The sequence below is a fragment of the Streptomyces sp. UW30 genome (genome assembly GCF_008042075.1).
In the GTDB taxonomy this organism is placed as follows: Bacteria; Actinomycetota; Actinomycetes; order Streptomycetales; family Streptomycetaceae; genus Streptomyces.
Map to the genome: position 1 here is coordinate 1 of NZ_RDBN01000001.1, position 21,388 is coordinate 21,388.

The following is a 21,388-nucleotide window of genomic DNA, read 5'->3' on the forward strand; positions in this document are numbered from 1 at the left end:
ACCGGGGACGGTGGAGGCGGCGGGGGAGGGGCCGAGGCCAGGCCGGTCGGCTACATCGAGATGCGCGGTGGCGTCGCCACGTACAAACCTATCCGGGACCCCTGGGGCGACGTCGTCCTTCCCCTGACCGCCCTCCTCCTCGGCACGGCCCTGCCGAAGATCGTCCGGGCGCTGCGGCGCAGGCGCTGAGCCCACCGGTGCCCCGCGAGGACCTCCCTGTCGGGGCACCGGCCGACACGGCCGTCAGTGGCCGAAGTTGAACCAGTTCACGTTCACGAAGTCCGCCGGCTGGCCGCTGGTGAAGGTGAGATAGACGTCGTGCGTGCCGCTCACCCCGCTGATGTTCGCCGGGACCGTCCGCCACGACTGCCAGCCACCCGTGTTGCCCACCGCGAAACTGCCGACGGGCGCATTGGCCCGGCTGTCCAGGCGCACCTCCACCAGTCCGCTGACGCCGCCCGCCGCACCGCTCGCCACCCGGGCGACGAACTGAGTGGCCGCCGAGGAACCGAAGTTGACGCCCCGGTACAGAGCCCAGTCGCCGCCCGCGAGGGCCCCGAGGTTCTGGCCTCCGCCCGAGTCGGAGGTGGACTCGGTGCTCACGCCGCCCTGGCTGTCGTAGGACTCGGCCTGGATGGCGCTGTAGGCGTCACGGTTGCCCGTCGGCGGGGGAGTCGTCCCGCCCCCGCTGGACAGCACCTGGACGTAGTCGACGACCATGGAGTGGCCGGGCACGGTCGCGCCGTCCGGGCCGCCGCCGAACGCGTCGACGAAACCGCCGCCCATCGCCACGTTCAGGATGATGTAGAAGCCGTGGTTGGTGGCGTTGTTCCAGGTCGTCGCGTCGACCTGATCGGCCCGCACGGTGTGGTAGTTGACGTCGTCGACGTAGAAGCGGATCTGCTCCGGGCTCGTCGAGCGGTCCCATTCCACCGCGTAGGTGTGGAAGCCCGCCTGGCAGGTGCTGCCGGGGCAGGCGCGGGAACCGCCGATGCCCGTCGTCTCGTTGCACGGGCCGCCGGGGCTCGTGCCGCAGTGCATCGTCGACCACACGGTGTTGAGGCCCTGGACGTTCTCCATGATGTCCAGCTCGCCGACGCTCGGCCAGTTCCAGAAGTTGCCGCGGTAGGGCGCGCCCAGCATCCAGAACGCCGGCCAGTAGCCGCGTGCGGCCGCGCCGGTGACGTTCGGCATCTGGATGCGGGACTGGACCCGTAGCTTGCCGCCCGCCGGGGGCTGGAAGTCGGTGCGGTTGGTCTCGACGCGACCGGAGGTCCAGTTGCCGGAGCCGTCCCGGCGCGGGGTGATGCGGAGGTTGCCGCTGCCGTCGAGCGAGACGTTGTCCGTGCTGTTCGTCATCGTCTCGATCTCGCCGGTGCCCCAGTTCGAGGGGCCGCCGGGATAGCCCTTGCCGGTCGCGTACTGCCAGTTGGAGGTGTTCACGCCGGAGCCCGCGGCGCCGTCGAAGTCGTCCAGGAAGACCTGCGTCCAGCCCGACGGGGGCGTGGGCGCGGAGGCGTTGGCGGACGGGACGGCGACGGTGGCGGCGGCCGCCACCAGTCCGAGCGTGCCGAGCACGGCGAGGAGCGCGCGCCTTGGGGAACGGCGTCTGACGTGTATGCCGGAGGGGTCACTCATGGGGGTGCTGCCTCTCGGTGTACGGAGTGGGGAGTGGGTGCGAGTGCTGTCGAGGGCGCTTGGAGACGGTTCTGAGAGCGCTCTCAAAGTGCCGCCAATGTGCTCCCCCGCACTCCGGCCGTCAAGAGGTGAAGCAGAGAAATCCCATGCATCACAGGGAAGTTCACTCTGTGAAGGCAAACAGGTCCTAGAGCGCGCTGCCCGCCTTCCACTGCGCCCAGGTCAGGTTCCAGCCGTTCAGCCCGTTGGCCGGAGCGACGGTCCGCTCGCCCGAGTTCTCGACGACGACCACGTCCCCGAGCATGGAGCTCTCGTAGAACCTGTAGCCGTCGGCCGAGGCGTCGCTCGCGCCCTTCGCGTCGTGCAGGCCGACACAGCCATGGCTGGTGTTCTCGTTGCCGAACACCGAGGTGGACGCCCAGTAGTTGCCGTGGACGAAGGTGCCGGACGTGGTCAGCCGCTGGGCGTGCGGGACGTCGGAGATGTCGTACTCGTCGCCGAGACCGACCGTGGAGGACTCCATCCGCGTCTGCTCGAACCGCTCGCTGATCACCATGATCCCGGACCACGTGGTGTGCTCGGCGTCGCCACCGCTGACCGGGTAGGTGGCGATGGTCGCGCCGTCCCGGACGACCGTCATCTCCTTGGCCGCGAGGTCGACCGTGCTGATCTGCCCGCGGCCGATGTGGAAGGTGACGTCCTTGGACTGCACGCCGTAGACCCCCTCCGAACCCTCGACGTCCCTGAGCCGCAGGCTGAGCGTGACCGTGGTCCCCGCCGCCCAGTACGACTGCGGCCGGAAGTCCAGTCGGGTGTCGCCGAACCAGTGCCCGACGACCTCGACCGCGGGCTCGGCGGTCACCGTGATCGCCTTCTCGACGGCGGCCTTGTCGGCGACGGCTTGCGTGAAGTTGATCGACACGGGCATGCCGACGCCCGAGGTGGAGTCGGCCTCGGGGGTGAAGTAGCCGACGAAGGTGCCGGCGGGGGAGTCGGTGGTGAAGGTCGTCGTCCGCGCGTCCGTGCCCTTCGCCTGGGCCGTGACGGTGTACTTGGTGCCGGAGTACGGGTTCTTCGCCGAAGTCCACTTCGTACGGGCCTCGTTGAAGGCCCCGTCGAGTGCGGAGCCGTCGCTCCCGGTGACCTTGACGGAGGTGAGCGTGCCGTCGGTCACGGTGACCTCCACGGGACTGGTGAAGCCGGCCTTCTCGGTGCCGTCGGCGGGGGTGACCGCGATCGACGGCACCGGCGCGGGCGAGGCCGGTTTCGCGTCCGCGGAGTTGTCCGGGGACGCCGCGTCCGCCGACCCACCGCACCCGGTCAGTACCGCGGCCGGCACCACCCCGAGGACCGCGAGCACGTCCCGCCGGGACCACCGTCCCGGCTGCGGCTCGGACGGGTTCGACAGGTGCGGGACGCCCACGGCACGCCTTCCTGAGTTCTGTTGCGGTACGCGTGCATCGTGCGTTTTCTTCCTGGGGCGATCCTTTGAAACCGGGCAGGGCAGTCTGAGATTTTTGTGAGGACGACTCGGCGGACAGAGGGAGCCCGGACCGTATGGAACTTGCCTTCACCGGCTCGGTGATCGAATGGCGCGGACCGGCGCCGTACTACTTCGTCCGGGTCCCGGACCAGGAGTCCGCCGACATCCGGGAGGTGGCCGCGATGGCCACCTACGGCTGGGGCGTGATCCCGGTCGAGGCGACGGTCGGCGAGGTCGCCTTCGAGACCTCGCTCTTCCCCAAGGACGGCGGCTATCTGCTGCCGCTCAAGAACGCGGTGCGGCGGCCGCAGGGTCTCGGGTCCGGTGACGAGGTGACCGTGAGGATGACCGTCCGCCTCTAGAGCGACGCAACTCGCAGGCGTCAGGCCTTCGTCGTCACCGAGGGCGCGGGCGCGGGGGCCTGCTCGTGCAGCCCGAACCGGTCGTGTGCCCGGCGCAGCGGCTTCGGCGCCCACCAGGCACGCCGGCCGAGCAGCGCCATCGTCGCCGGGACCAGCAGCATCCTGACGACCGTCGCGTCGATCAGCACCGCCAGGGTCAGCCCCAGGCTCCGGTGACCTCGACCGGCTCGTCGCCGCGCACGTCCCGTATCCGCTCGACCAGGGCGGTGGCCTCCGCGCCGTCGACGCTGCCCGGCGGTTGGACGCGGACGACGGTGGCGCCGCCGGGCAGCTCGTGGGACTCGGCCGTCGGCGACAGGGCCCGGATGCGCTCGGCGGTCGCGGTGTCCGTGCCCGGCTTCATCACGACGGTGATCGGGGAGACGCCGGTGCCGGGCGGGAAGTGCGCGTCGACGGTGTCGTACAACTGCCGTGCCTCGGTGCTCGCGGGCAGCTGCTTGGCGTCGCCTAGGTTGATCGTCATGCCGGTGACGGGCAGCGCCAGCACCAGCAGGACCGGGACGACGGTGGCCACGACGGCGACCCGGCGACGGGCCGAGAAACGGGCCAGGCGCGCGAAGACACGGCCCTCCTCGCCGTCCGGCCGGACCTTCGCCGGTGGGATCCTCCCGCCGAACCTGGCGAGCAGGGCGGGCAGCAGCGTGAGCGCGGCCAGCATGTCGACGACCACCACGGCGGCGACGGCCAGGCCCATGCTGCGCAGGAAGACACTCGGGAACACCAGCAGTCCGGTCAGACTGACGGCCACCGTGACCCCGGAGAACAGCACGGTGCGGCCGGCCGCCGCGACCGTACGGTGCACGGCTTCCGTCACGTCCTCGGTGTTCCGGCGTTCCTCACGGAAGCGGACCACCATCAACAGGGCGTAGTCCACGGCGAGTCCGAGCCCCAGCATGGTGGTCACCTGGATCGCGTACACCGAGATGTCGGTGACCTCGCTGAACAGGAACAGCGCGAGGAACGCCCCCGCGATCCCGCTCACCGCGATCACCAGGGGCAGCGCCGCCGCACGCAGCCCGCCGAACACCACCAACAGCAGGGCGAGGACGACCGGCAGCGAGATCAACTCCGCGTTCCGAACGTCCTCCTGGGCCCGCTCGGCGATCTGCGTGCCGAGCAACGGGCCGCCGCTGACGTGGACTTCGGGCGCCTCGGTCTGCCGGATCCGCTCGGCAGCCGCGTCCACCGCGTCCTCCTCGGCGGCGTCGTCGAGGCCGCCTTCGAGGGTGACGGGGATGATCAGGGCCCGCCCGTCCTCGGCGGTCAGGCCACGGGTGGCGTACGGGTCCGGTACGGCAGCCACCCCGTCGACGGCCCGCACATCGGCGACGGCCCGCTCGACCTGGGCCCGCAGCGCGGGGTCGGAGACGGCGGTGCCCTCGACGACGCCGGTGATCGACTCCCCGGCGGGATCGGCGCGGTCCAAATACCGCGCGGCGGCCTCGGACTCGGTGCCCGGGATGTCGGCCACGTTGTCCGAGAGGCGGCTGAAGACGCCCGTCCCGAGCCCGAAGCCGAGCAGCAGGAAGAGAATCCACAGAGCGATGACGGTGAGCGGGCGGCGGGTCGCCGCCCGGGCGAGTGTGGAGAGCACGGTCCCTCCCGGCAGGACGGTCGGTTGCGATCGCCCTCAGACTCGCGCCGCGGGGGTGGTCACCGGATCGCCGGAGGGAGCGGTTTGCGGGCCTCCGTCGCACGGGGGAGAGGCGCCGGGAACTCCCTCGCTAGGGGGATCCCGGAGCGACGAGCCCCGTCTCGTAGGCGCAGATCACCGCCTGCACCCGGTCCCTGAGAGCGAGCTTGCCCAGCACGTTGCTGACATGGGTCTTCACCGTGTGCTCGCTGACGAACAGGGTGGTGGCGATCTCCGCGTTGGACAGCCCGCGCGCCAGCAGCCGCAGGGTCTCCACCTCGCGCGCCGTCAGGACGTCCAGGCGCTGCGGGGTGACCTCGGCCGCGGCCTCCTCGCGGCGCCGGCGCACGATGTCCGCGACCAGTCGCCGGGTCACCGTCGGCGCGAGCAGCGAGTCACCGGCCGCGACGACCCGCACGGCATGCACGAGGTCGTCGCGCCGCACGTCCTTCAGCAGGAAGCCGCTCGCGCCCGCGCACAGCGCCTCGTACACGTACTCGTCCAGGTCGAACGTGGTCAGCATGACCACCTTGCAGCTCGACTGCCCGCACACCCGCCGGGCCGCGTCCAGGCCGTCCATGACCGGCATGCGGATGTCGAGGAGCAGCACGTCGGGCGTGTGCCGCTGCACCGCCGCGACCGCCTCGGCGCCGTCCCCGGCCTCGGCGACCACCTCGATGTCCGGCTGCGCCTCCAGGATCATGCTGAACCCGGCCCGCACCAGTTCCTGGTCGTCGGCGACGACCACCCGGATGCTCATCCCAGAGCCGCCTGACGATCGACGGCCGCCGGCAGCCGTACGACGACCCGGAAGCCGCCCTGCGGCCCGCGCCCGACCCGCGCGCTGCCCCCGCAGGCGGCGGCCCGCTCCCGGATGCCGATCAGACCGTGCCCGCCCTGACCGGACCCCGGTCCCCGTCCGTCGTCCGTGATCGTCAGCGTCAACTCGTCCTCCGTCCAGTCGAGTTCGACGGTAGCGGAGGTGGCGTGGGCGTGCTTGACGGTGTTGGTCAGAGCCTCCTGGACGACCCGGAAGGCGGCGACCTCGGTGTCCGGGGGCAGCGGGCGGGGCGTGCCGGAGGTGCGCAGCTGTACGCGCAGACCGGTGGACTCGCCGACCTGGCGGACCAGACCGGGCAGCTCGGCGACGCCCGGCTGCGGCAACCGCCAGGAACCGTCCTTGCCCTGCGGCTCCTTGAGCACGCCGAGGATGCGGCGCAGCTGGGCCATCGCGTCCCGCCCGGCCGCCGCGATCGCGTCGAACGCGGCCTCCGCGCGCGCCGGATCACTGCGCACCACCACCGGTCCGGCCTCGGCCTGCACCACCATCAGGCTCACCGCGTGGGCGAGGATGTCGTGCATGTCCCGGGCGATCCGGGAGCGCTCCTGGGCGATGGCCCGCGCGGTGTCGGCGGCCCGCTCCCGCTCCAGGCGCCGGGCCCGGTCCTCCAGTTCGGCGGTGTAGGCCCGCTGCACCCGGGCGAGCACGCCGAAGCCGTACGCACACACCACGCTGAGCAGATGGAAGGCGTACTCGAAGGGCTGGGGGTCCTCCTTGTGCAGCATCGTCAGCGAGACCCCGACCAGCCAGCCGACCAGCATCACCCGCCGCTGCCAGGGCTTGCCCAGGGTGGCCATCGTGTACAGGACGACCATGCCGCCGTACATCACGTCCGGCGGCGGCGCGTGGTAGACGGCCTGCGCGGGGGTGGCGACGGACACGGCCCACGCGGTCGCGAACGGCGCCCTGCGCCGCCACACCAGGGGCACCGCGGTCGCGGCGCCGATCAGCCAGCCCTGCCAGGTCAGCCGGTCGGCGCTGTCGTCGGGGAAGATCCACTGGAGTGAGACGGCGAACAGCACCAGCGTGGCGAGCGCCGAGTCGACGGCGTAGGGGTTGGCCGTGCGCAGGCGGTCGACCACGGGGGCGATCCAGGAACGAGCGGACACGGGCGGCTCCTCGGGGCAAGGGCTCTTTCAGTATCGCGAGAGCACTCGGGCCCCGTCCTCACCGGCGAGAGGGATATCCAAGAGACGTCCACCGGACCACCCCGCTGCCTACGTCCCCTTCTCCGGGAGCCACCCCAGCCCTTCGAGTACGCCTTCCATCTGCTCAGCGTGGTGTGTGCGTACGGCTTCGGCGTGCTCGCCCGGGTGCAGCGGGCCTACACCGCCGAACTGGAGGACCGGGCCCCAGGCGGACGCCGAGGTGCCGGTGCTGGTGCCCGCGCCGCCAGCCGCACCGCGGGCACCAGCACCGGCACCTCGGCGTCCGCCTGGGGTACGACGACCGACACGGCGGCGACGACCGCCCCGCCCGGACCGCGTACCGGGGCGGCGACGGACAGCGCGTCATCGGTGACCTGGCGGCTGCTCACGGCCACCCCCGTGCGCCGCACGTCGGCCAGCATGCGGCGCAGCCGGGCCGGATCGGTGACGGTGTACGGCGTGAAGGAGGTGAGCGGCCCGCCGCAGTACGCCTCCTGGGAGTCCGCGTCGCTGTGCGCGAGCAGCGCGAGCCCGACCCCCGTGGCGTGCAGCGGCCAGCGCGCCCCGACGCGGATGTGGACCCCGACCGCCGAGCGCCCCGACAGCCACTCGATGTAGACGACCTCGGGCCCGTCCTGGACCGCCAACTGCACGTTCTCGTGCGTCGCCTCGTACAGGTCCTCCAGATACGGCAGCGCGATCTGCCGCAGTGCCAGCCCGCGCGGCGCCAGGGCCGCGAGCTCCCACAGCCGTAGCCCCACGTGGTAGAGCCCGGAGTCGTCCCGCTCCAGCGCGCCCCACTCGGTGAGCGCGGCCACGAGCCGGTGCGCGGTGCTCAGGCTCAGCCCGGCGCGGCGGCTGATGTCCGTCAGACACAGTGCCGGGTGCTCCAGGTCGAAGGCCCCGAGCACGGACAACAGCCGGTCCGGCGCGGAGCGCGACTGCCTGGCCGATATCGGCATCCCGTCACCCCAGCCCGGACTCGGCGACTCTCTGCAGCAGCGCGTGCAGCTGCTCGCGCTCGCCGGCGTCGAGCGGCCCGACCAGCTCGTTGGTGACGCGCTGCCCGGCCTCGTCGGTGTCCCGCAGGAACGCCCGGCCGCCGTCGGTCAGCACGATGATCCGGCTGCGCCGGTCGTCGGGGGAGGGACGCCGCTCGGCGAAGCCCAGCTTCTCCAGGTCGTCGACCAGGCCGACGATCGCGCTCGGGTCGTAGCCGAGGGACGCGCTCAGCTCGCGCTGGAGCGCGCCCGGGGTGGTGGCGAGGAACCGCAGCAGCGCGTAGTGGCGCAGGCGCAGGCCCGACTCCTGGAGGAAGGAGTTGAACAACTGACCGGAGCGCAGGCCGAGGCGGTACAGCAGATAGCCCGTGTCCGCGTGCAGTCCGCGCATCCACGGCTCGTCGGCGTCGATCGGTGCGGGGTTCGTGGTCTGCCGGCTGGCGATGGCGGGCTCCCTGGTCGAGGCCCCGGGTGGGGCGTGCGGACGTACCGCCCCAGCATGACGCAAGGACGGGTCAGCAACAACTATTGACGTCAACAACTATTGTTCTTACCTTCGATCTCGCATCGCCTTCGACATCGAAGTCGCACCCCACCCGAAGGGACCCGCCCGTGCCCAGCATCGATCTCACCGGCAAGGCCGCCGTCGTCACCGGCAGCGGCCGGGGCCTCGGCCTCGRCTACGCCCATGCCCTCGCCGCCCGCGGCGCCTGCGTGGTCGTCAACGACGTCGACGAGGCCGTGGCCGAGGCGGCCGTGAAGTCCATCAGCGAGGCGGGCGGCACCGCCGTGGCCGAGGTCGTCCCGGTCGGGACGAGCGAGGCCGCGGACCGCCTGGTAGGCAGGGCCGTCGAAGAGTTCGGCCGACTGGACATCCTCGTCACCAACGCGGGCATCCTGCGCGACAAGGTCCTGTGGAAGATGACCGACGACGACTTCGACGCGGTGCTCACCACCCACCTCAAGGGCACCTTCACCTGCGCCCGCGCCGCCGCCGTCCGCATGCGCGAGCAGGGCGAGGGCGGCACCCTGATCCTGGTCGGCTCCCCGGCCGGACAGCGCGGCAACTTCGGGCAGACGAACTACGCCGCCGCCAAGGCCGGTATCGCCGCCTTCGCCCGCACATGGTCGATGGAGCTGGGCCGAGCGAACATCACCGTCAACGCGATCGTGCCGGTCGCCGCGACCGCGATGACCGAGACCATCCCCGCCTTCGCCCCGTACGTCGAGGCGATGAAGAACGGCGAGCCGCTGCCGGACTTCCTGCGCAAGGGCGAGGGCTTCGGCACCCCCGAGGACTGCGCCGCCCTCGTCCCCTTCCTCGCCTCCCAGGCCGCCCGCGGCATCACCGGCCAGGCCATCGGCATCGGCGGTGACAAGGTGGCACTCTGGTCGCATCCGCAGGAGATCGCGGCGGCGTTCGCGGACGGCGGCTGGACCCCCGACACCCTGGCCGACGTCTGGCCCACCTCGGTCGGCGCCGAACTCCAGTCGGTCGGCATTGCGGCGCCCAAGTTCCCGGAGGCGTGATGGCCCCCTCCATGCATCCCGACGAGCTGGTCGCGATCGACGTCCACACCCACGCGGAGGTCTCCTCCAAGGGCCACTCCTCCCTGGACGACGACCTCCATGACGCCTCCTCCGCCTACTTCAAGGTGGAGGGCAAGCGGAAGCCGACCCTGGAGGAGACCGCCGCCTACTACCGCGAGCGGAAGATGGCCGCCGTGATCTTCACGGTCGACGCCGAGTCCGCGACGGGCACGCCACCCGTCCCGAACGAGGAGGTCGCCGAGGCGGCCGCCGCCAACGCCGACGTCCTCATCCCCTTCGCCTCCATCGACCCCTTCCGTGGCAAGGCGGGCGTGAAGCAGGCGCGCCGCCTGGTCGAGGAGTACGGCGTGCGGGGCTTCAAGTTCCACCCCAGCATCCAGGGCTTCTTCCCCAACGACCGCTCGGTGGCGTACGCCCTCTACGAGGTGATCGAGGAGACGGGCACCATCGCCCTGTTCCACACGGGCCAGACGGGCATCGGCGCGGGAGTCCCGGGAGGCGGCGGCATCCGCCTCAAATACTCCAACCCTCTCCACGTGGACGACGTGGCGGCCGACTTCCCGCACCTGAAGATCATCCTGGCGCACCCGTCCTTCCCCTGGCAGGACGAGGCCCTCGCGGTCGCGACCCACAAGCCGGGCGTCCACATCGACCTCTCCGGCTGGTCGCCGAAGTACTTCCCGCCGCAGTTGGTGCAGTACGCGAACACCCTGCTCAAGGACAAGGTGCTCTTCGGCTCCGACTTCCCCGTCCTCACCCCCGACCGCTGGCTCGCCGACTTCGCGAAGCTGTCGATCAAGGACGAGGTCAGGCCGAGGATCCTCAAGGAGAACGCCGCCCGGCTGCTCGGACTGACGAAACCGTAAGGGGCGTGACATGCGCAACGAGGGACTGGGGTCGTGGCCCGCACGCCGGGCCCGCAAGACCCCCCACCGCACCGCCCTGATCCAGGGCGGGACATCCACGGACTACGCCACCCTGCACCACCGCACGACCCGCCTCGCCCACGCCCTGCGCGACCGTGGCGTCCGCCGCGGCGACCGTATCGCGTACCTGGGCCCGAACCACCCGTCCTACCTGGAAGCCCTCTTCGCGGCAGGCACACTCGGCGCGGTCTTCGTCCCCCTCAACACCCGCCTGGCCGGCCCCGAGATCGCCTACCAACTGGCCGACTCCGGAGCCAAGGCCCTGGTCTACGGCCCGTCACACGCCGGTCTGGTCGCGGGACTCCCGGGCAGCACCGACATCCGTACCTACGTCGAAGTGGGCCCCGAATACGAGGCGGCCCTGGCGTCCGCGTCCGACGAACCGATCGACGCTCCCGTCACCCCCGACGACACCTGCATCATCATGTACACCTCGGGCACGACCGGCCGCCCCAAGGGCGCGATGCTCACCCACGGCAACCTCACCTGGAACGCCCTCAACGTCCTCGTCGACACCGACCTGATCGCCGACGAACGCGCCCTGGTCTCGGCCCCGTTGTTCCACACGGCGGGCCTGAACATGCTGACGCTCCCGGTCCTGCTCAAGGGCGGCACCTGCGTCCTGGTCGAGGCCTTCGACCCGAACGCCACCTTCGACCTGATCGCCCGTCACCGCATCACCTTCATGTTCGGCGTGCCGACCATGTTCGACCAGTTGGCCCGCCACCCCCGCTGGCCGGAGGCGGACCTGTCGTCCCTGCGCATCCTGACCTGCGGCGGCTCCCCGGTCCCGACGCCGCTGATCGCCGCCTACCAGGAGCGGGGCCTGACCTTCCTCCAGGGCTACGGCATGACGGAGGCGGCCCCGGGGACCCTGTTCCTGGACGCCGAGCACGCGGTGAGCAAGGCCGGCTCGGCGGGCGTACCGCACTTCTTCAGCGATGTGCGCGTCGTACGGCCCGATCTCGCGCCCGTCGACGTGGGCGAGACCGGCGAGGTGGTCGTCCGCGGCCCGCACGTCATGCCCGGCTACTGGGGCCTGCCCGACGAGACCGCCGCGTCCTTCGCCGAGGGTTGGTTCCGCAGCGGGGACGCGGCCCGTGTCGACGAGGACGGCTACGTCTTCATCGTCGACCGCATCAAGGACATGATCATCTCCGGCGGCGAGAACATCTACCCCGCCGAGATCGAGGACCTCCTCCTCGCCCACCCCGACATCGTCGAATGCGCGGTCATCGGCGTCCCCGACGACAAGTGGGGCGAGGTCCCGCGCGCGGTCGTCGTCCCCCGCGAGGGGGCCGCCGTCGACCCCGACGAGGTGTTGGCCTCCCTGTCCGGCCGCCTCGCCAAGTACAAGATCCCGAAGTCGGTGGTCCTCGCGGACGAACTCCCGCGCACCGCCTCCGGAAAGCTCCTCAAGTCCCGTGTCCGTACCCGGTACGGCAAGAGTGAAGGAACCGCATGACCATCACCGTGAACGGCCTCGCCGAACTGAAGAAGCTGTCCGGCAGCGACCTCGGCACCAGCGAGTGGATCGAGATCACCCAGGACCGCATCAACACGTTCGCCGACGCGACGGGGGACCACCAGTGGATCCACGTCGACCCGGAGAGGGCGGCGGAGGGGCCCTTCGGCGCACCCATCGCCCACGGCTATCTGACGCTGTCCCTCTTCATCCCTTTGTTCACGGAGCTGTTGGATGTGCAGGGGGTGACGACGAAGGTCAATTACGGGCTGAACAAGGTGCGTTTTCCGTCTCCCGTGAAGGTCGGCTCGCGCATACGGCTGGTCGGGCGGCTGGCGGAGGTCGAGGAGGTGCCGGGTGGGGTGCAGGTCGCCGTGGACGGGACGATTGAGATCGAGGGCGGAGCGAAGCCGGCGGCCGTTCTCCAGAGCCTGTCGCGGTTCTACGCCTGAGCTGTGGGGCGCACGGGCGCGCAAACGGCTCATTCTTGATTCGCCGGGCGCGCCGGGCGCGCCCGCATTAGTCTGATGCCGAGTGTCCACGTTCCAAGTGATCCTCACTCGACAGGACCCACTTTCGGCCCCGCCGGTAGGCGCTGTGGCTTGCCTGGCGTAGCGTGCTGACACACGCCACTGCGTCGAATCACCGACGGGGTGGTCCCTCACCTCCGCCCTTCGGGGCCGTACGACTTCGACAAGGAATGCCGTGACCATTCCAGCAAGAACCACTGCAAGCGCGTCTGTGCAGTCGGTAGGCGTCGCCGGGTCCCCCAAGGCCCCGGTGCGTTTCGACGCTCCGCACGACCCGAAGAGCGTCCGAGGAGTGCGTCGCGCCCTGTCGTCGGTCCACGCGCCCAAGAAGACAGGGGTGACCTTCAACTCGTCCCTTTGATGGCAACAACTACTTCGCTGTGACCAGTTCGCCCAGTCCGCTACGTCAGTTGGTACTCAAGGTGCACAGCAGGTGCGATCTCGCCTGCAAGCACTGCTACGTGTACGAGGCTGCCGATCAGAGCTGGAGTGATCGACCCAGGGTGATCTCGGAAGAGGTCGTCTCATGGACGGCGCTGCGGCTGGCCGAGCATGCCAAGAGTCACGCCCTCGCCTCCGTTCAGGTGATCCTGCACGGAGGCGAACCCTTGCTGGCGSGGCCGAGGCGCCTACGCCGTATCTGCGAACAACTGCGCAGCGCCCTGCATGGCGTGTGCGATCTGGATCTGCGCATCCACACCAACGGTGTTCAACTCAGCGAGCGCTACCTCGATCTCTTCGCCGAGTTCGATGTCCGGGTGGGACTCTCCTTGGACGGAGATCGGGCTGCCAACGACCGCTATCGACTCTATGCCGATGGCCGCAGCAGCTACGACAAAGTGCAGAGAGCYATCACTCTCCTGAACGAGGATCGCTATCGCCACCTCTTCGCAGGCGTCCTGTGCACCATCGATGTACGCAATGATCCGCTCTCCGTTTACGATTCCCTGGCTGCGACCCGAGCCCCCCGCATCGACTTCCTCCTGCCCCACGCGACTTGGGACGCTCCGCCCCTTCGCCCGGAGGGCGCAGCCGCCCCGTACGCCGCTTGGCTCCTGGCCGTCCATGATCGATGGAGCGCGCAGGGCCGGCCGATGCCGGTGCGCCTGTTCGACTCAGTGATCAGTACCCTCGGCGGCGGCCCCAGCCTCACGGAAGCCATGGGACTGGAATCGGCCGACGTGGTCGTGGTGGAGACTGACGGCACGTACGAGCAGGCAGACTCGCTCAAAGTCACTTACGACGGGGCGCCCGCCACCGGCAGGACCGTCTTCCGGCACACCCTGGACGACGTTGCGGACCATCCCGGCATCGCCGCGCGTCAGCACGGTTTGAGCGATCTGTGTCAGCAGTGCCGGGACTGCCCGGTGGTGCGCTCCTGCGGAGGCGGACTCTTCGCACACCGCTACCGCGGTGACGGCTCGGATTTTGACAATCCGTCAGTCTATTGCGAGGACCTCATGGAGCTGATCCGCTCCCTGGACGCCCGCACCGGTGCCGGCGCGAACCGGCCGATCGACGGTTTCGACGCCTTGGCCGACGGAACGGACGACGGCACCGCAACTCGCGTGCTCAAGGAGGCACGGCAGTCCGTCACGCACGGGCTGATCGGCGTGATCGAGCAGGAAGTCCAGCCGGACGAAGAGAACTTGTGGTGGCCGTCCCGGCGGATCGCCGTGGACCTCGGACGTCGCGACAGCGCGCTCCTCGAACCGCTCCTGTCCCATCCCTACGCACGCACCTGGGCCGCTCACTGCTTGGCCGGTGCCGCGCCCGCCGAACACCTGGCCTCCCTCGTGGCGGCTGTGGCGCTGCCCGCGGAGGCCGTCGAGGAAGTGACCGTACCGGTGTCGCAGGGGTATGCCTACCTTCCGATGCTCGGGCGCCTGCGCACCCGAAATGCCCACGGGCACACGGTAGTGACGGGCAGTCGGATTGCGGCCGGAGCGCCGGACTGGGAGCCGGTGCGCAGGATCCGGGTCGACGGGCTGGATATCGTCCTGGACGACATCGACCCCTACCGGGACTGTTTTGGCGGCACGCCCGCGGAGCGGTTGACGGAAGAGGACGTCGAGCGATGGGAGTGTGCGCTGCCGCAGGCGTGGGCGTGCATCCGCAAGGCCTTGCCCGCGACCGCCTCCGCCATGGCGGCCGAGGTACGGATCGTCACGCCGCTGGCTGCTCCGGCCGACCCCGGATTCCTTCTCCCCGGAGGGGGATTCAGCGCCCTGGGTGTCCACCTCGATCCGGATCCGGTGCGCATGGCGGAGGACCTCGTACGTGGATACCGGCTGGGGCTCTTGGATGTCCTGCTGGATGTGTGCGAGCTGTACGACGAGAAGGATGTTCGCACTGGTGAGCTGCTAGCAGACACCTACGCGCGTGTCGCCACGGACGCTCTGCGGAGCCATGCCGAGTCGGCCCGACGTACACGGGCGCAGTGGTCACAACTGTCGGCGTCGGCCTCGCTGACCGTGCTGGGGCGCCGGCTCGTCGAAGGCATGGGGAGGACACTGTGACCGACGCCAGGTCACTCGCCGCGAGTCTGGAAGCCCTGGGCGTCCGGTCCGGGGCCACCCTCCTTGTGCATGCTTCTCTGCGGCGGCTGGGCGTCGCCCCGCACACCCTCCTGGCCGCCCTCGGTGCCGTCCTGGGCTCCGCCGGAACGGTGGTCGTGCCCACGTTCACTGCCGGTAACTCCGATACCTCGCGAACGTATCGGGCAGCAACTCGACATATGTCGGAGCGTCAGCGCCTTGCGTATCTTTCGGGCATGCCTGCCTTCGACCCGGCGAAGACGCCCTCCGAGGACATGGGCAGGCTCGCCGAAACCGTGCGATGCGCGGACGGCGCGGTGCGCAGTGTGCATCCGCAGACCTCCTTCGCCGCCCTGGGCGCCCGTGCCTCCCAGTTGATGGCGGGTCACGACCAGGAATGCCACCTCGGAGAGCGCTCGCCACTCGCTCGCCTGTACCGCACCGGGGCCCAGGTGCTGTTGCTCGGCGTCGGCCATGAGGTGTGCAGTGCCTTCCACTTGGCCGAGTACCGGGTCCACGGTGCCCCTTTGAAGGAATATCGTTGCGTGGTCCTGCGGGCGGGCGAGCCACACTGGATGTCGTACAAGGACGTCGATCTTGACGACAGGGACTTCAGCGCGTTGGGGGCGGCGTTCGAAGCGCCCGGCGCCGACAGACGTGAACCGGTCGTGCGGCACGGACAGGTCGGCCGTGGCGATGCCCGACTGTTCCCCTTGAAAGACGCCGTGGACTTCGCCACCCAATGGCTGGCCGGAAATCGTCCACCCAGCATTCTCGCAGACCCGTCACAAAACGCTGCGGGGTTCCTACACTGAGTGTCCGCGCTTCGCGGGGCTGAGGCGGGATCGGGGGATCGCGTAGTGTCGACGGAATCCATGGGGGCGGGTGCCGCGGGGCCCTACTTCTTCCTCAGTTACGCCCACACCCCGTCGGACGGCGTGGACGACTCCGATCCGAACCTATGGGTCCGCCGCCTCTATCGTGACCTCTGCGGCCACATCACGAACATGACCACCGTCTCGGGGGACCGGGCCGGCTTCATGGACGCTTCGATGCGGACCGGCCAGGACTGGCCCACCTCACTCGCCGAATCGTTGGCCGCCTGCCGAGTGTTCGTGCCTCTGTACTCCCCCCGTTACTTCATCAGTCCCTGGTGCGGCAAAGAGTGGACCGTATTCAGCCGTCGCCAGGCGTCGTATCAGGGGGAGAAGCGTGGCGGAATGCCCAGCGGGGTGGTGCCGGCGCTCTGGTCACCCGTGCGTGACAACCAACTTCCCCAGCGGGTCCGGACTGTGCAGTACGCGCACCCCGAACTCGGCCAGCGGTACAAGAACTTCGGGTTGTACGGGCTGATCAAGGTCAGATCGTTCCGTGCCGACTACGAACGAGCCGTGTTCCAACTGGCGCATCGCATCGTCGAAGTGGGCGACAACGTCACGGTGGAACCTGGGGACCACAGACGCCTGCAAGCGGTGGACGACGCCTTCGCGCCCGAGGCCGCCGTGCCGTCGCCGACAGGCCGCACGCTGCGCATCACCGTGGCGGCGGGTGCTCTGGATCGGTTACCCGAGGGCCGCAGCTCCGACTACTACGGCGCAACTCCCCTCCATTGGAACCCCTTTCACCCCGAGTCCGCCCAACCTCTGGCCGCGATGGCCGCAAGCATTGTCGAGGGCCTGAACTACCGCGTCGTGGTGCGGGAGTTCGACGACGAGTCCGAGGCGCCCGATTGCCCGGAGGTGCTGCTGCTCGACCGCTGGGTGCTGAGCGACCCCAAACACCGTGCGCGGCTGAGCGAGTTGGACGCCGGCCATCGCCCGTCCACCGGTCTCGTGGTGCCGTGGAACAGCGCTGACCCCGCCGGCCAGGTCGCGCAGCAGGATCTGGCTGTCGACCTGGATACCGCTCTCCCCCGCGCCGCGGAACGTCAACGGCGGGGCGGCAGGGCCGCCGCGTTGAGCGTCCCGGACCTACGGTCCTTCAGGACACTGCTGCCGCAGGTCGTGGAAGCGGCGGCGAATTCGTACCTCCACAGCGCCGGCGCATCGCTGTCCGGCGGGAGCACACCGCGCTTCAAGCTGGGCGCCGCCGGGTCATCAGCGGGTGGGCCGCCCACTTGGACCCGGCCGGGACATTGAGGAGGAAGTTTCCGCGATGAGCAGCCAAGAGGAACGAGACGGCCACCAGGGCCGCATCGTGACGTTCTATTCGTACAAGGGCGGAACCGGTCGGACGATGGCTCTTGCCAACACCGCCTGGATCCTTGCTGCCAACGGAAAGCGGGTGCTCGCCGTGGACTGGGACCTGGAGGCGCCCGGCCTGCACCGCTTCTTCCATCCATTTCTCGACTCCGCGACGCTGGGCGCCACAACGGGTGTCATCGACTTGCTCAAGGACTATGCGTGGGCGGCCGGAGGCGAGGGCTCGACCGAGGACCGGCCCCCGGACTGGTACCGCGACTACGCACGTATCCAGCGTCACGCCGTGTCCCTGAACTGGACCTTTCCCGGGCCCGGCACCCTCGACCTGGTGTCCGCCGGACAGCAGAACCGCGACTACTCGGCGACGGTCAGCGTCTTCGACTGGGACAACTTCTACAACCTCGGCGGCGGTGCGTTCTTCGACGCCCTGCGCGACGACATGCGCGAGAACTACGACTACGTGCTGATCGACAGCCGCACCGGGCTGTCCGACATCGCCGACATCTGCACGGCCCACTTGCCGGACATCTTGGTGGACTGCTTCACCCTCAGCGACCAGAGCATCGACGGTGCCTCCTTCGTCGCCCGCGACATCCACGAACGATTCCACCGGCGCCGTATCCGCATCCTGCCCGTCCCCATGCGCATCGACGAGGGGGAGAAGGAGAAGGCGGACGCGGGTCGGTCGCTGGCCCGCGCGAAGTTCGACGGGTTCCCCGCCGGTATGACCGATGACGAACTCACCTCTTACTGGGGTGCCGTCGAAGTCCCGTATCGCCCCTACTACGGATACGAAGAGATGCTGGCCACCTTCGGCGACGAAGCGGGCGCCAATCCCACCTCCCTGCTGTCGGCCTTCGAACGGCTCAGCAGCGTGATCACTGACCGTGACGTCACCTCTCTGCCCCGGATGGACGACGAGGAGCGCCGCCGCGTCAACAAGCTGTTCACCCGTACGCGTTCGCACCTCCCGGCCGATCTGCACCTCAGCTACGTCTCCGAGGACCGGATGTGGGCCGAGTGGATCGCCGCTCTGTTGACCCGGGCCGGATTCCGCGTGATGCCGAAATACGTCGGTGGTGAGGGCGACGGCGCGGAGAGGCCGGCCGACCGCACCGTCGTCGTGGTCTCGGCGGCGTACCAGCGCTCCGGGCGGGCCCGTCAGGTGTGGGAGGCTGCCACGGGCGGCGACCCCACCGGACGCCGCCAGGTGGTGGCGGTTCGCGTCGGTGACTTCCGCCTGGCGCCCGCGTTCAGCGAGTCGTCCTCGGTCGACCTCGTCCGTACCACGGAAAAGAACGCCGCCTCCGCGCTGCTGCGGGCTCTCGGCAAGCCGTCGTTGCCGACCGACCTGCCCGACGATGCCGTCGCGCCGGACGCACGCTTCCCCGGCAACACGCCGGAGTTCTGGAACGTGTCGCCGCGCAACGCGTCTTTCACCGGCCGCAGCGCGCTGTTGGAACGACTGAGGGACGGGCTGGCCGATCGCGGCTCCACCGGATCGTCGACTTTGTACGCCCTCTACGGACTGGGCGGTGTCGGCAAGACGCAGATCGCGCTGGAGTATGTGCACCGGTTCGCCGCCGACTACGACCTCGTGTGGTGGATCCCCTCGGAGCAGAACGAGCTCATCGTCTCCTCGCTGGCGACTCTCGCCGGCCGGCTCGAACTGAGGGTCGGCGACGAGGCGGCACAGGTGGCGCAGGAGGTGCGGGACTATCTGCGCCAATCGAGTGCCGTGCAGCGCTGGCTCCTCGTGTTCGACAACGCCGACGAGCCGGAGGAGGTCAGCCAGCACTTCCCCGGCGGCAGCGGTCACGTCCTGGTCACGTCMCGCAATCAGACCTGGCTCCAGTACGGCGAAGCTCTGGAGATCGACCCGTTCCTGCGTGAGGAGAGTGTCGAGCACCTGCGGCGGCGGGCCGCGGACCTCTCGGACGAGGACGCGGACCGGGTCGCCGCCGCTGTCGGCGACCTGCCTCTGGCCCTCGACCAGGCCGGTGCCTGGCTGGCGGAGACCGGAACCCCCGTCGACACGTACCTGGCGGAACTGGAGCAACAGGCCGAACGTGTCCTGTCGCTGAGCCAGCCCGCCAACTATCCGAAGCCGGTCGGTGCGACGTGGAACGTCTCCATCGAGCGGCTCAAACAGGGGTCGCCGGCCGCCGTACGCCTGCTGCAACTGTGTGCCTTCTTCGCTGCCGAACCGATTTCTCTCAAACTGCTCTACGGCGACGAGATGATCCGCGTCCTCGCGGACAAGGACCCCTCGCTGCAGGAAAAGATGGTGCTCGGCCGGGTGATCCGGGAGATCGGCCGGTTCGCGCTGGCCAAGGTCGACCGTGCCACGGAGTCGATCCAGGTGCACCGGCTGGTGCAGGCCGTGATCCGCTCCCAGCTCACCGCACAGGAACAACTGGATGCCCAGCACGTGGTCCACCGCATCCTGGCCGGCGCCCGGCCTTCGGGTGAGGAACCGATCGACGACCCGCTGAACCAGGCTCAGTTCGCGGCGATCTGGCCGCACCTGGAGGCGTCCGAAGCGAGTACCTGCGACGAGCCCGAGACTCGGCAGCTGCTCATCGACCGTCTCCGTTATCTCTGGCGGCGTGGAGACCTGAACTCGGCCCATTCCCTGGGCTTGCAACTTCGGGAGCTGTGGGAGCGCCAGCTGGCAGAGCGCCGGGGGCTCGTCGCAGAACTGAAGGAGAAGGCCGCGGCGGGCGCCGGGTCCGAGGGACATGAGAGGCGGGCGACGGGTCGGCTCGACGCAGAGGAACGCTACGTCGCCAACCTGGAAGTCCAGCTTCTGCATCTGCGTTTCCACATCGCCAACGTGCTGCGGACCATGGGCCAGTACGTGGAGGCGGAACAACTGGGTTCGGAGACACTCACCCTCCAGCGAACCCTGCTCCCCGCAGGTCATCCGCACATCCTCATGACGGAGAGCGCGCTCGCCATCGACCTTGGCAATGTCGGCCGGTTCGACGCCGCTCTGCAGATGGCCACTCGGGCGCACACGGGCTTCCAGGAGACGTTGGGGGAAGACCACCCGCGTACCCTCAGCGCCAAGAACAACCGCGCTCTGTGCCTTCGGCAGCTCGGTCGCTACGCAGAAGCGCGCGACGTGGACCAGGAGATCTACGACCGTCGCCGCAACGATCTGGGCGCCGAGCACCCGGCCACCCTGAGCAGCGTCACCAATCTGGGGCGGGACCTGCGCGAACTCGGTGAGTACCGTGACTCGATCGCCTTGCTGAACACCGGGTACGAGTCGTACGTCCGCCGGTTCGGAGAGTCCCATCCGGACACACTTCGGACGGCGAAGAGTCTGGCGGTGTCGCTGCGCAAGGCCGGGCGGGTCGAGGAGGGGCGGGACCTGACCCGGCAGACCCGCGACCACTATCGGTTGCGAGGCACCGCCCAGACCARCCCCGACGTGCTGGACTGCAGGCTGAACTACGCCACGGACCTGTATGCCATCGGCGCGCGCGAGGAAGCGCTCGCGTTGGCGCAGGAAATCGTGCGCCAGTACGAGGTGGCGCCCGGCAAGCGGCATCCGGCCACCCTTGCCGCGATCAACAACCTCGGGATCTTCCTGCGCGGGTGCAGGGAAACGGCCCCGGCGCGCCTGCTCATGGAACAGAACTTCGCCACCCTGCGTGAGGTGCTCGGCGACCGCCACCCTTACACGCTGGCCTGTGCGGTGAATCTCGCCAACATCCAGGCCGAGCTGGGAGAGTTGCACGAGGCCGAGAAACTGGAGCGGATGGCGGTCGCAGGTTTCCAGGCCGCACTGGAGCCCGACCACCCGGACACCATCGTGGCCCGTGCCAATCTGTCGGTGACGTTACGTGGCCTGGAGCGGCTGCCGGAGGCCGAGGAGCTCAAGGAGAGGGCTCAGGCCGATCTGACCCGGCTGCTGGGGGAGGAGCATCCGCACACTGCGAGCGTGCGCGAGGGCAAGCGCATCCACCGGGATCTGGAACCGTTGCCCGTGTGATCCGCAACC

Annotated in this window: 15 protein-coding genes and 3 pseudogenes; 11 read left to right on the forward strand and 7 right to left on the reverse strand. The window is 69.7% G+C overall.

The genetic code is table 11. The features are described from left to right. Positions 1 to 189, forward strand: a pseudogene (locus tag EAO75_RS45500) (sporulation protein); the annotation flags it as partial. A gap of 54 nt (positions 190 to 243) precedes the next feature. On the opposite strand, the gene EAO75_RS00005 reads toward EAO75_RS45500, so the two are convergent. Together EAO75_RS00005 and EAO75_RS00010 are read right to left on the reverse strand one after the other, a co-directional pair. Next, positions 244 to 1,638: a glycoside hydrolase family 16 protein gene (locus tag EAO75_RS00005; RefSeq protein ID WP_147992948.1), complete on the reverse strand. Its 1,395-nt coding sequence runs from the start codon at positions 1,636 to 1,638 to the stop codon at positions 244 to 246. Between the two features lie 187 nt (positions 1,639 to 1,825). Further along, positions 1,826 to 3,061: an Ig-like domain-containing protein gene (locus tag EAO75_RS00010; protein WP_147992949.1), complete on the reverse strand. Its 1,236-nt coding sequence runs from the start codon at positions 3,059 to 3,061 to the stop codon at positions 1,826 to 1,828. A gap of 134 nt (positions 3,062 to 3,195) precedes the next feature. Here EAO75_RS00010 and EAO75_RS00015 point away from each other — a divergent pair, with 134 nt between their 5' ends. Further along, complete coding sequence (locus EAO75_RS00015; RefSeq protein ID WP_147992950.1) at positions 3,196 to 3,483, forward strand: DUF1905 domain-containing protein; 288 nt, start codon at positions 3,196 to 3,198, stop codon at positions 3,481 to 3,483. A gap of 20 nt (positions 3,484 to 3,503) precedes the next feature. Here EAO75_RS00015 and EAO75_RS00020 read toward each other — a convergent pair. From EAO75_RS00020 to EAO75_RS00030, 3 genes and pseudogenes are all read right to left on the reverse strand, one after another. Further along, positions 3,504 to 5,137 (reverse strand): annotated as a pseudogene (locus EAO75_RS00020) (MMPL family transporter). Between the two features lie 130 nt (positions 5,138 to 5,267). After that, entirely contained in the window at positions 5,268 to 5,936 is a 669-nt protein-coding gene (locus EAO75_RS00025) for a response regulator (RefSeq protein WP_147992951.1), read from the reverse strand. Next, a complete protein-coding gene (locus tag EAO75_RS00030; protein ID WP_147992952.1) occupies positions 5,933 to 7,126 on the reverse strand; it encodes a sensor histidine kinase in 1,194 nt (397 codons plus the stop codon). The genes EAO75_RS00025 and EAO75_RS00030 overlap by 4 nt, the downstream gene beginning before the upstream one ends. Positions 7,127 to 7,249: 123 nt before the next feature. Here EAO75_RS00030 and EAO75_RS46895 point away from each other — a divergent pair. Continuing rightward, a pseudogene (locus EAO75_RS46895) lies at positions 7,250 to 7,369 on the forward strand (sensor histidine kinase); the annotation flags it as partial. On the opposite strand, the gene EAO75_RS00040 reads toward EAO75_RS46895, so the two are convergent. Next, positions 7,342 to 8,127, reverse strand: coding sequence for an IclR family transcriptional regulator (locus EAO75_RS00040; protein ID WP_147992953.1), 786 nt, complete (start codon positions 8,125 to 8,127; stop codon positions 7,342 to 7,344). The pseudogene EAO75_RS46895 and the gene EAO75_RS00040 overlap by 28 nt on opposite strands. Before the next feature lie 4 nt (positions 8,128 to 8,131). Next, positions 8,132 to 8,557: a MarR family winged helix-turn-helix transcriptional regulator gene (locus EAO75_RS00045; protein WP_147992954.1), complete on the reverse strand. Its 426-nt coding sequence runs from the start codon at positions 8,555 to 8,557 to the stop codon at positions 8,132 to 8,134. Between the two features lie 221 nt (positions 8,558 to 8,778). Between EAO75_RS00045 and EAO75_RS00050 the strand changes: the two genes are divergently transcribed. The 8 genes from EAO75_RS00050 to fxsT all read left to right on the forward strand — a co-directional run bounded on the left by EAO75_RS00050 (position 8,779) and on the right by fxsT (position 21,379). Then, complete coding sequence (locus tag EAO75_RS00050) at positions 8,779 to 9,696, forward strand: SDR family NAD(P)-dependent oxidoreductase (RefSeq protein WP_147992955.1); 918 nt, start codon at positions 8,779 to 8,781, stop codon at positions 9,694 to 9,696. Positions 9,697 to 9,707: 11 nt separating this feature from the next. Then, on the forward strand, positions 9,708 to 10,583 hold the full coding sequence (locus tag EAO75_RS00055; RefSeq protein WP_147993155.1) for an amidohydrolase family protein: 876 nt from the start codon (positions 9,708 to 9,710) through the stop codon (positions 10,581 to 10,583). 10 nt (positions 10,584 to 10,593) lie between these two features. Next, on the forward strand, positions 10,594 to 12,108 hold the full coding sequence (gene menE, locus EAO75_RS00060; RefSeq protein WP_147992956.1) for an o-succinylbenzoate--CoA ligase: 1,515 nt from the start codon (positions 10,594 to 10,596) through the stop codon (positions 12,106 to 12,108). Beyond that, positions 12,105 to 12,560, forward strand: coding sequence for a MaoC family dehydratase (locus tag EAO75_RS00065; RefSeq protein ID WP_147992957.1), 456 nt, complete (start codon positions 12,105 to 12,107; stop codon positions 12,558 to 12,560). Before menE ends, EAO75_RS00065 begins: the two co-directional genes overlap by 4 nt. Positions 12,561 to 13,018: 458 nt before the next feature. Further along, a complete protein-coding gene (locus EAO75_RS00070) occupies positions 13,019 to 15,157 on the forward strand; it encodes an FxsB family cyclophane-forming radical SAM/SPASM peptide maturase (RefSeq protein ID WP_147992958.1) in 2,139 nt (712 codons plus the stop codon). Positions 15,158 to 15,222: 65 nt separating this feature from the next. Next, positions 15,223 to 15,990 (forward strand): AAC(3) family N-acetyltransferase, encoded by a 768-nt coding sequence (locus EAO75_RS00075; RefSeq protein ID WP_315986978.1) that lies wholly within the window; start codon positions 15,223 to 15,225, stop codon positions 15,988 to 15,990. Positions 15,991 to 16,035: 45 nt separating this feature from the next. Continuing rightward, positions 16,036 to 17,313 carry a TIR-like protein FxsC gene (locus EAO75_RS00080; protein WP_147992960.1) on the forward strand — a complete coding sequence of 426 codons (1,278 nt, stop codon included), beginning with the start codon at positions 16,036 to 16,038 and terminating at the stop codon, positions 17,311 to 17,313. 16 nt (positions 17,314 to 17,329) lie between these two features. Next, complete coding sequence (fxsT, locus tag EAO75_RS00085; protein ID WP_147992961.1) at positions 17,330 to 21,379, forward strand: FxSxx-COOH system tetratricopeptide repeat protein; 4,050 nt, start codon at positions 17,330 to 17,332, stop codon at positions 21,377 to 21,379. Positions 21,380 to 21,388 lie beyond the last annotated feature (9 nt).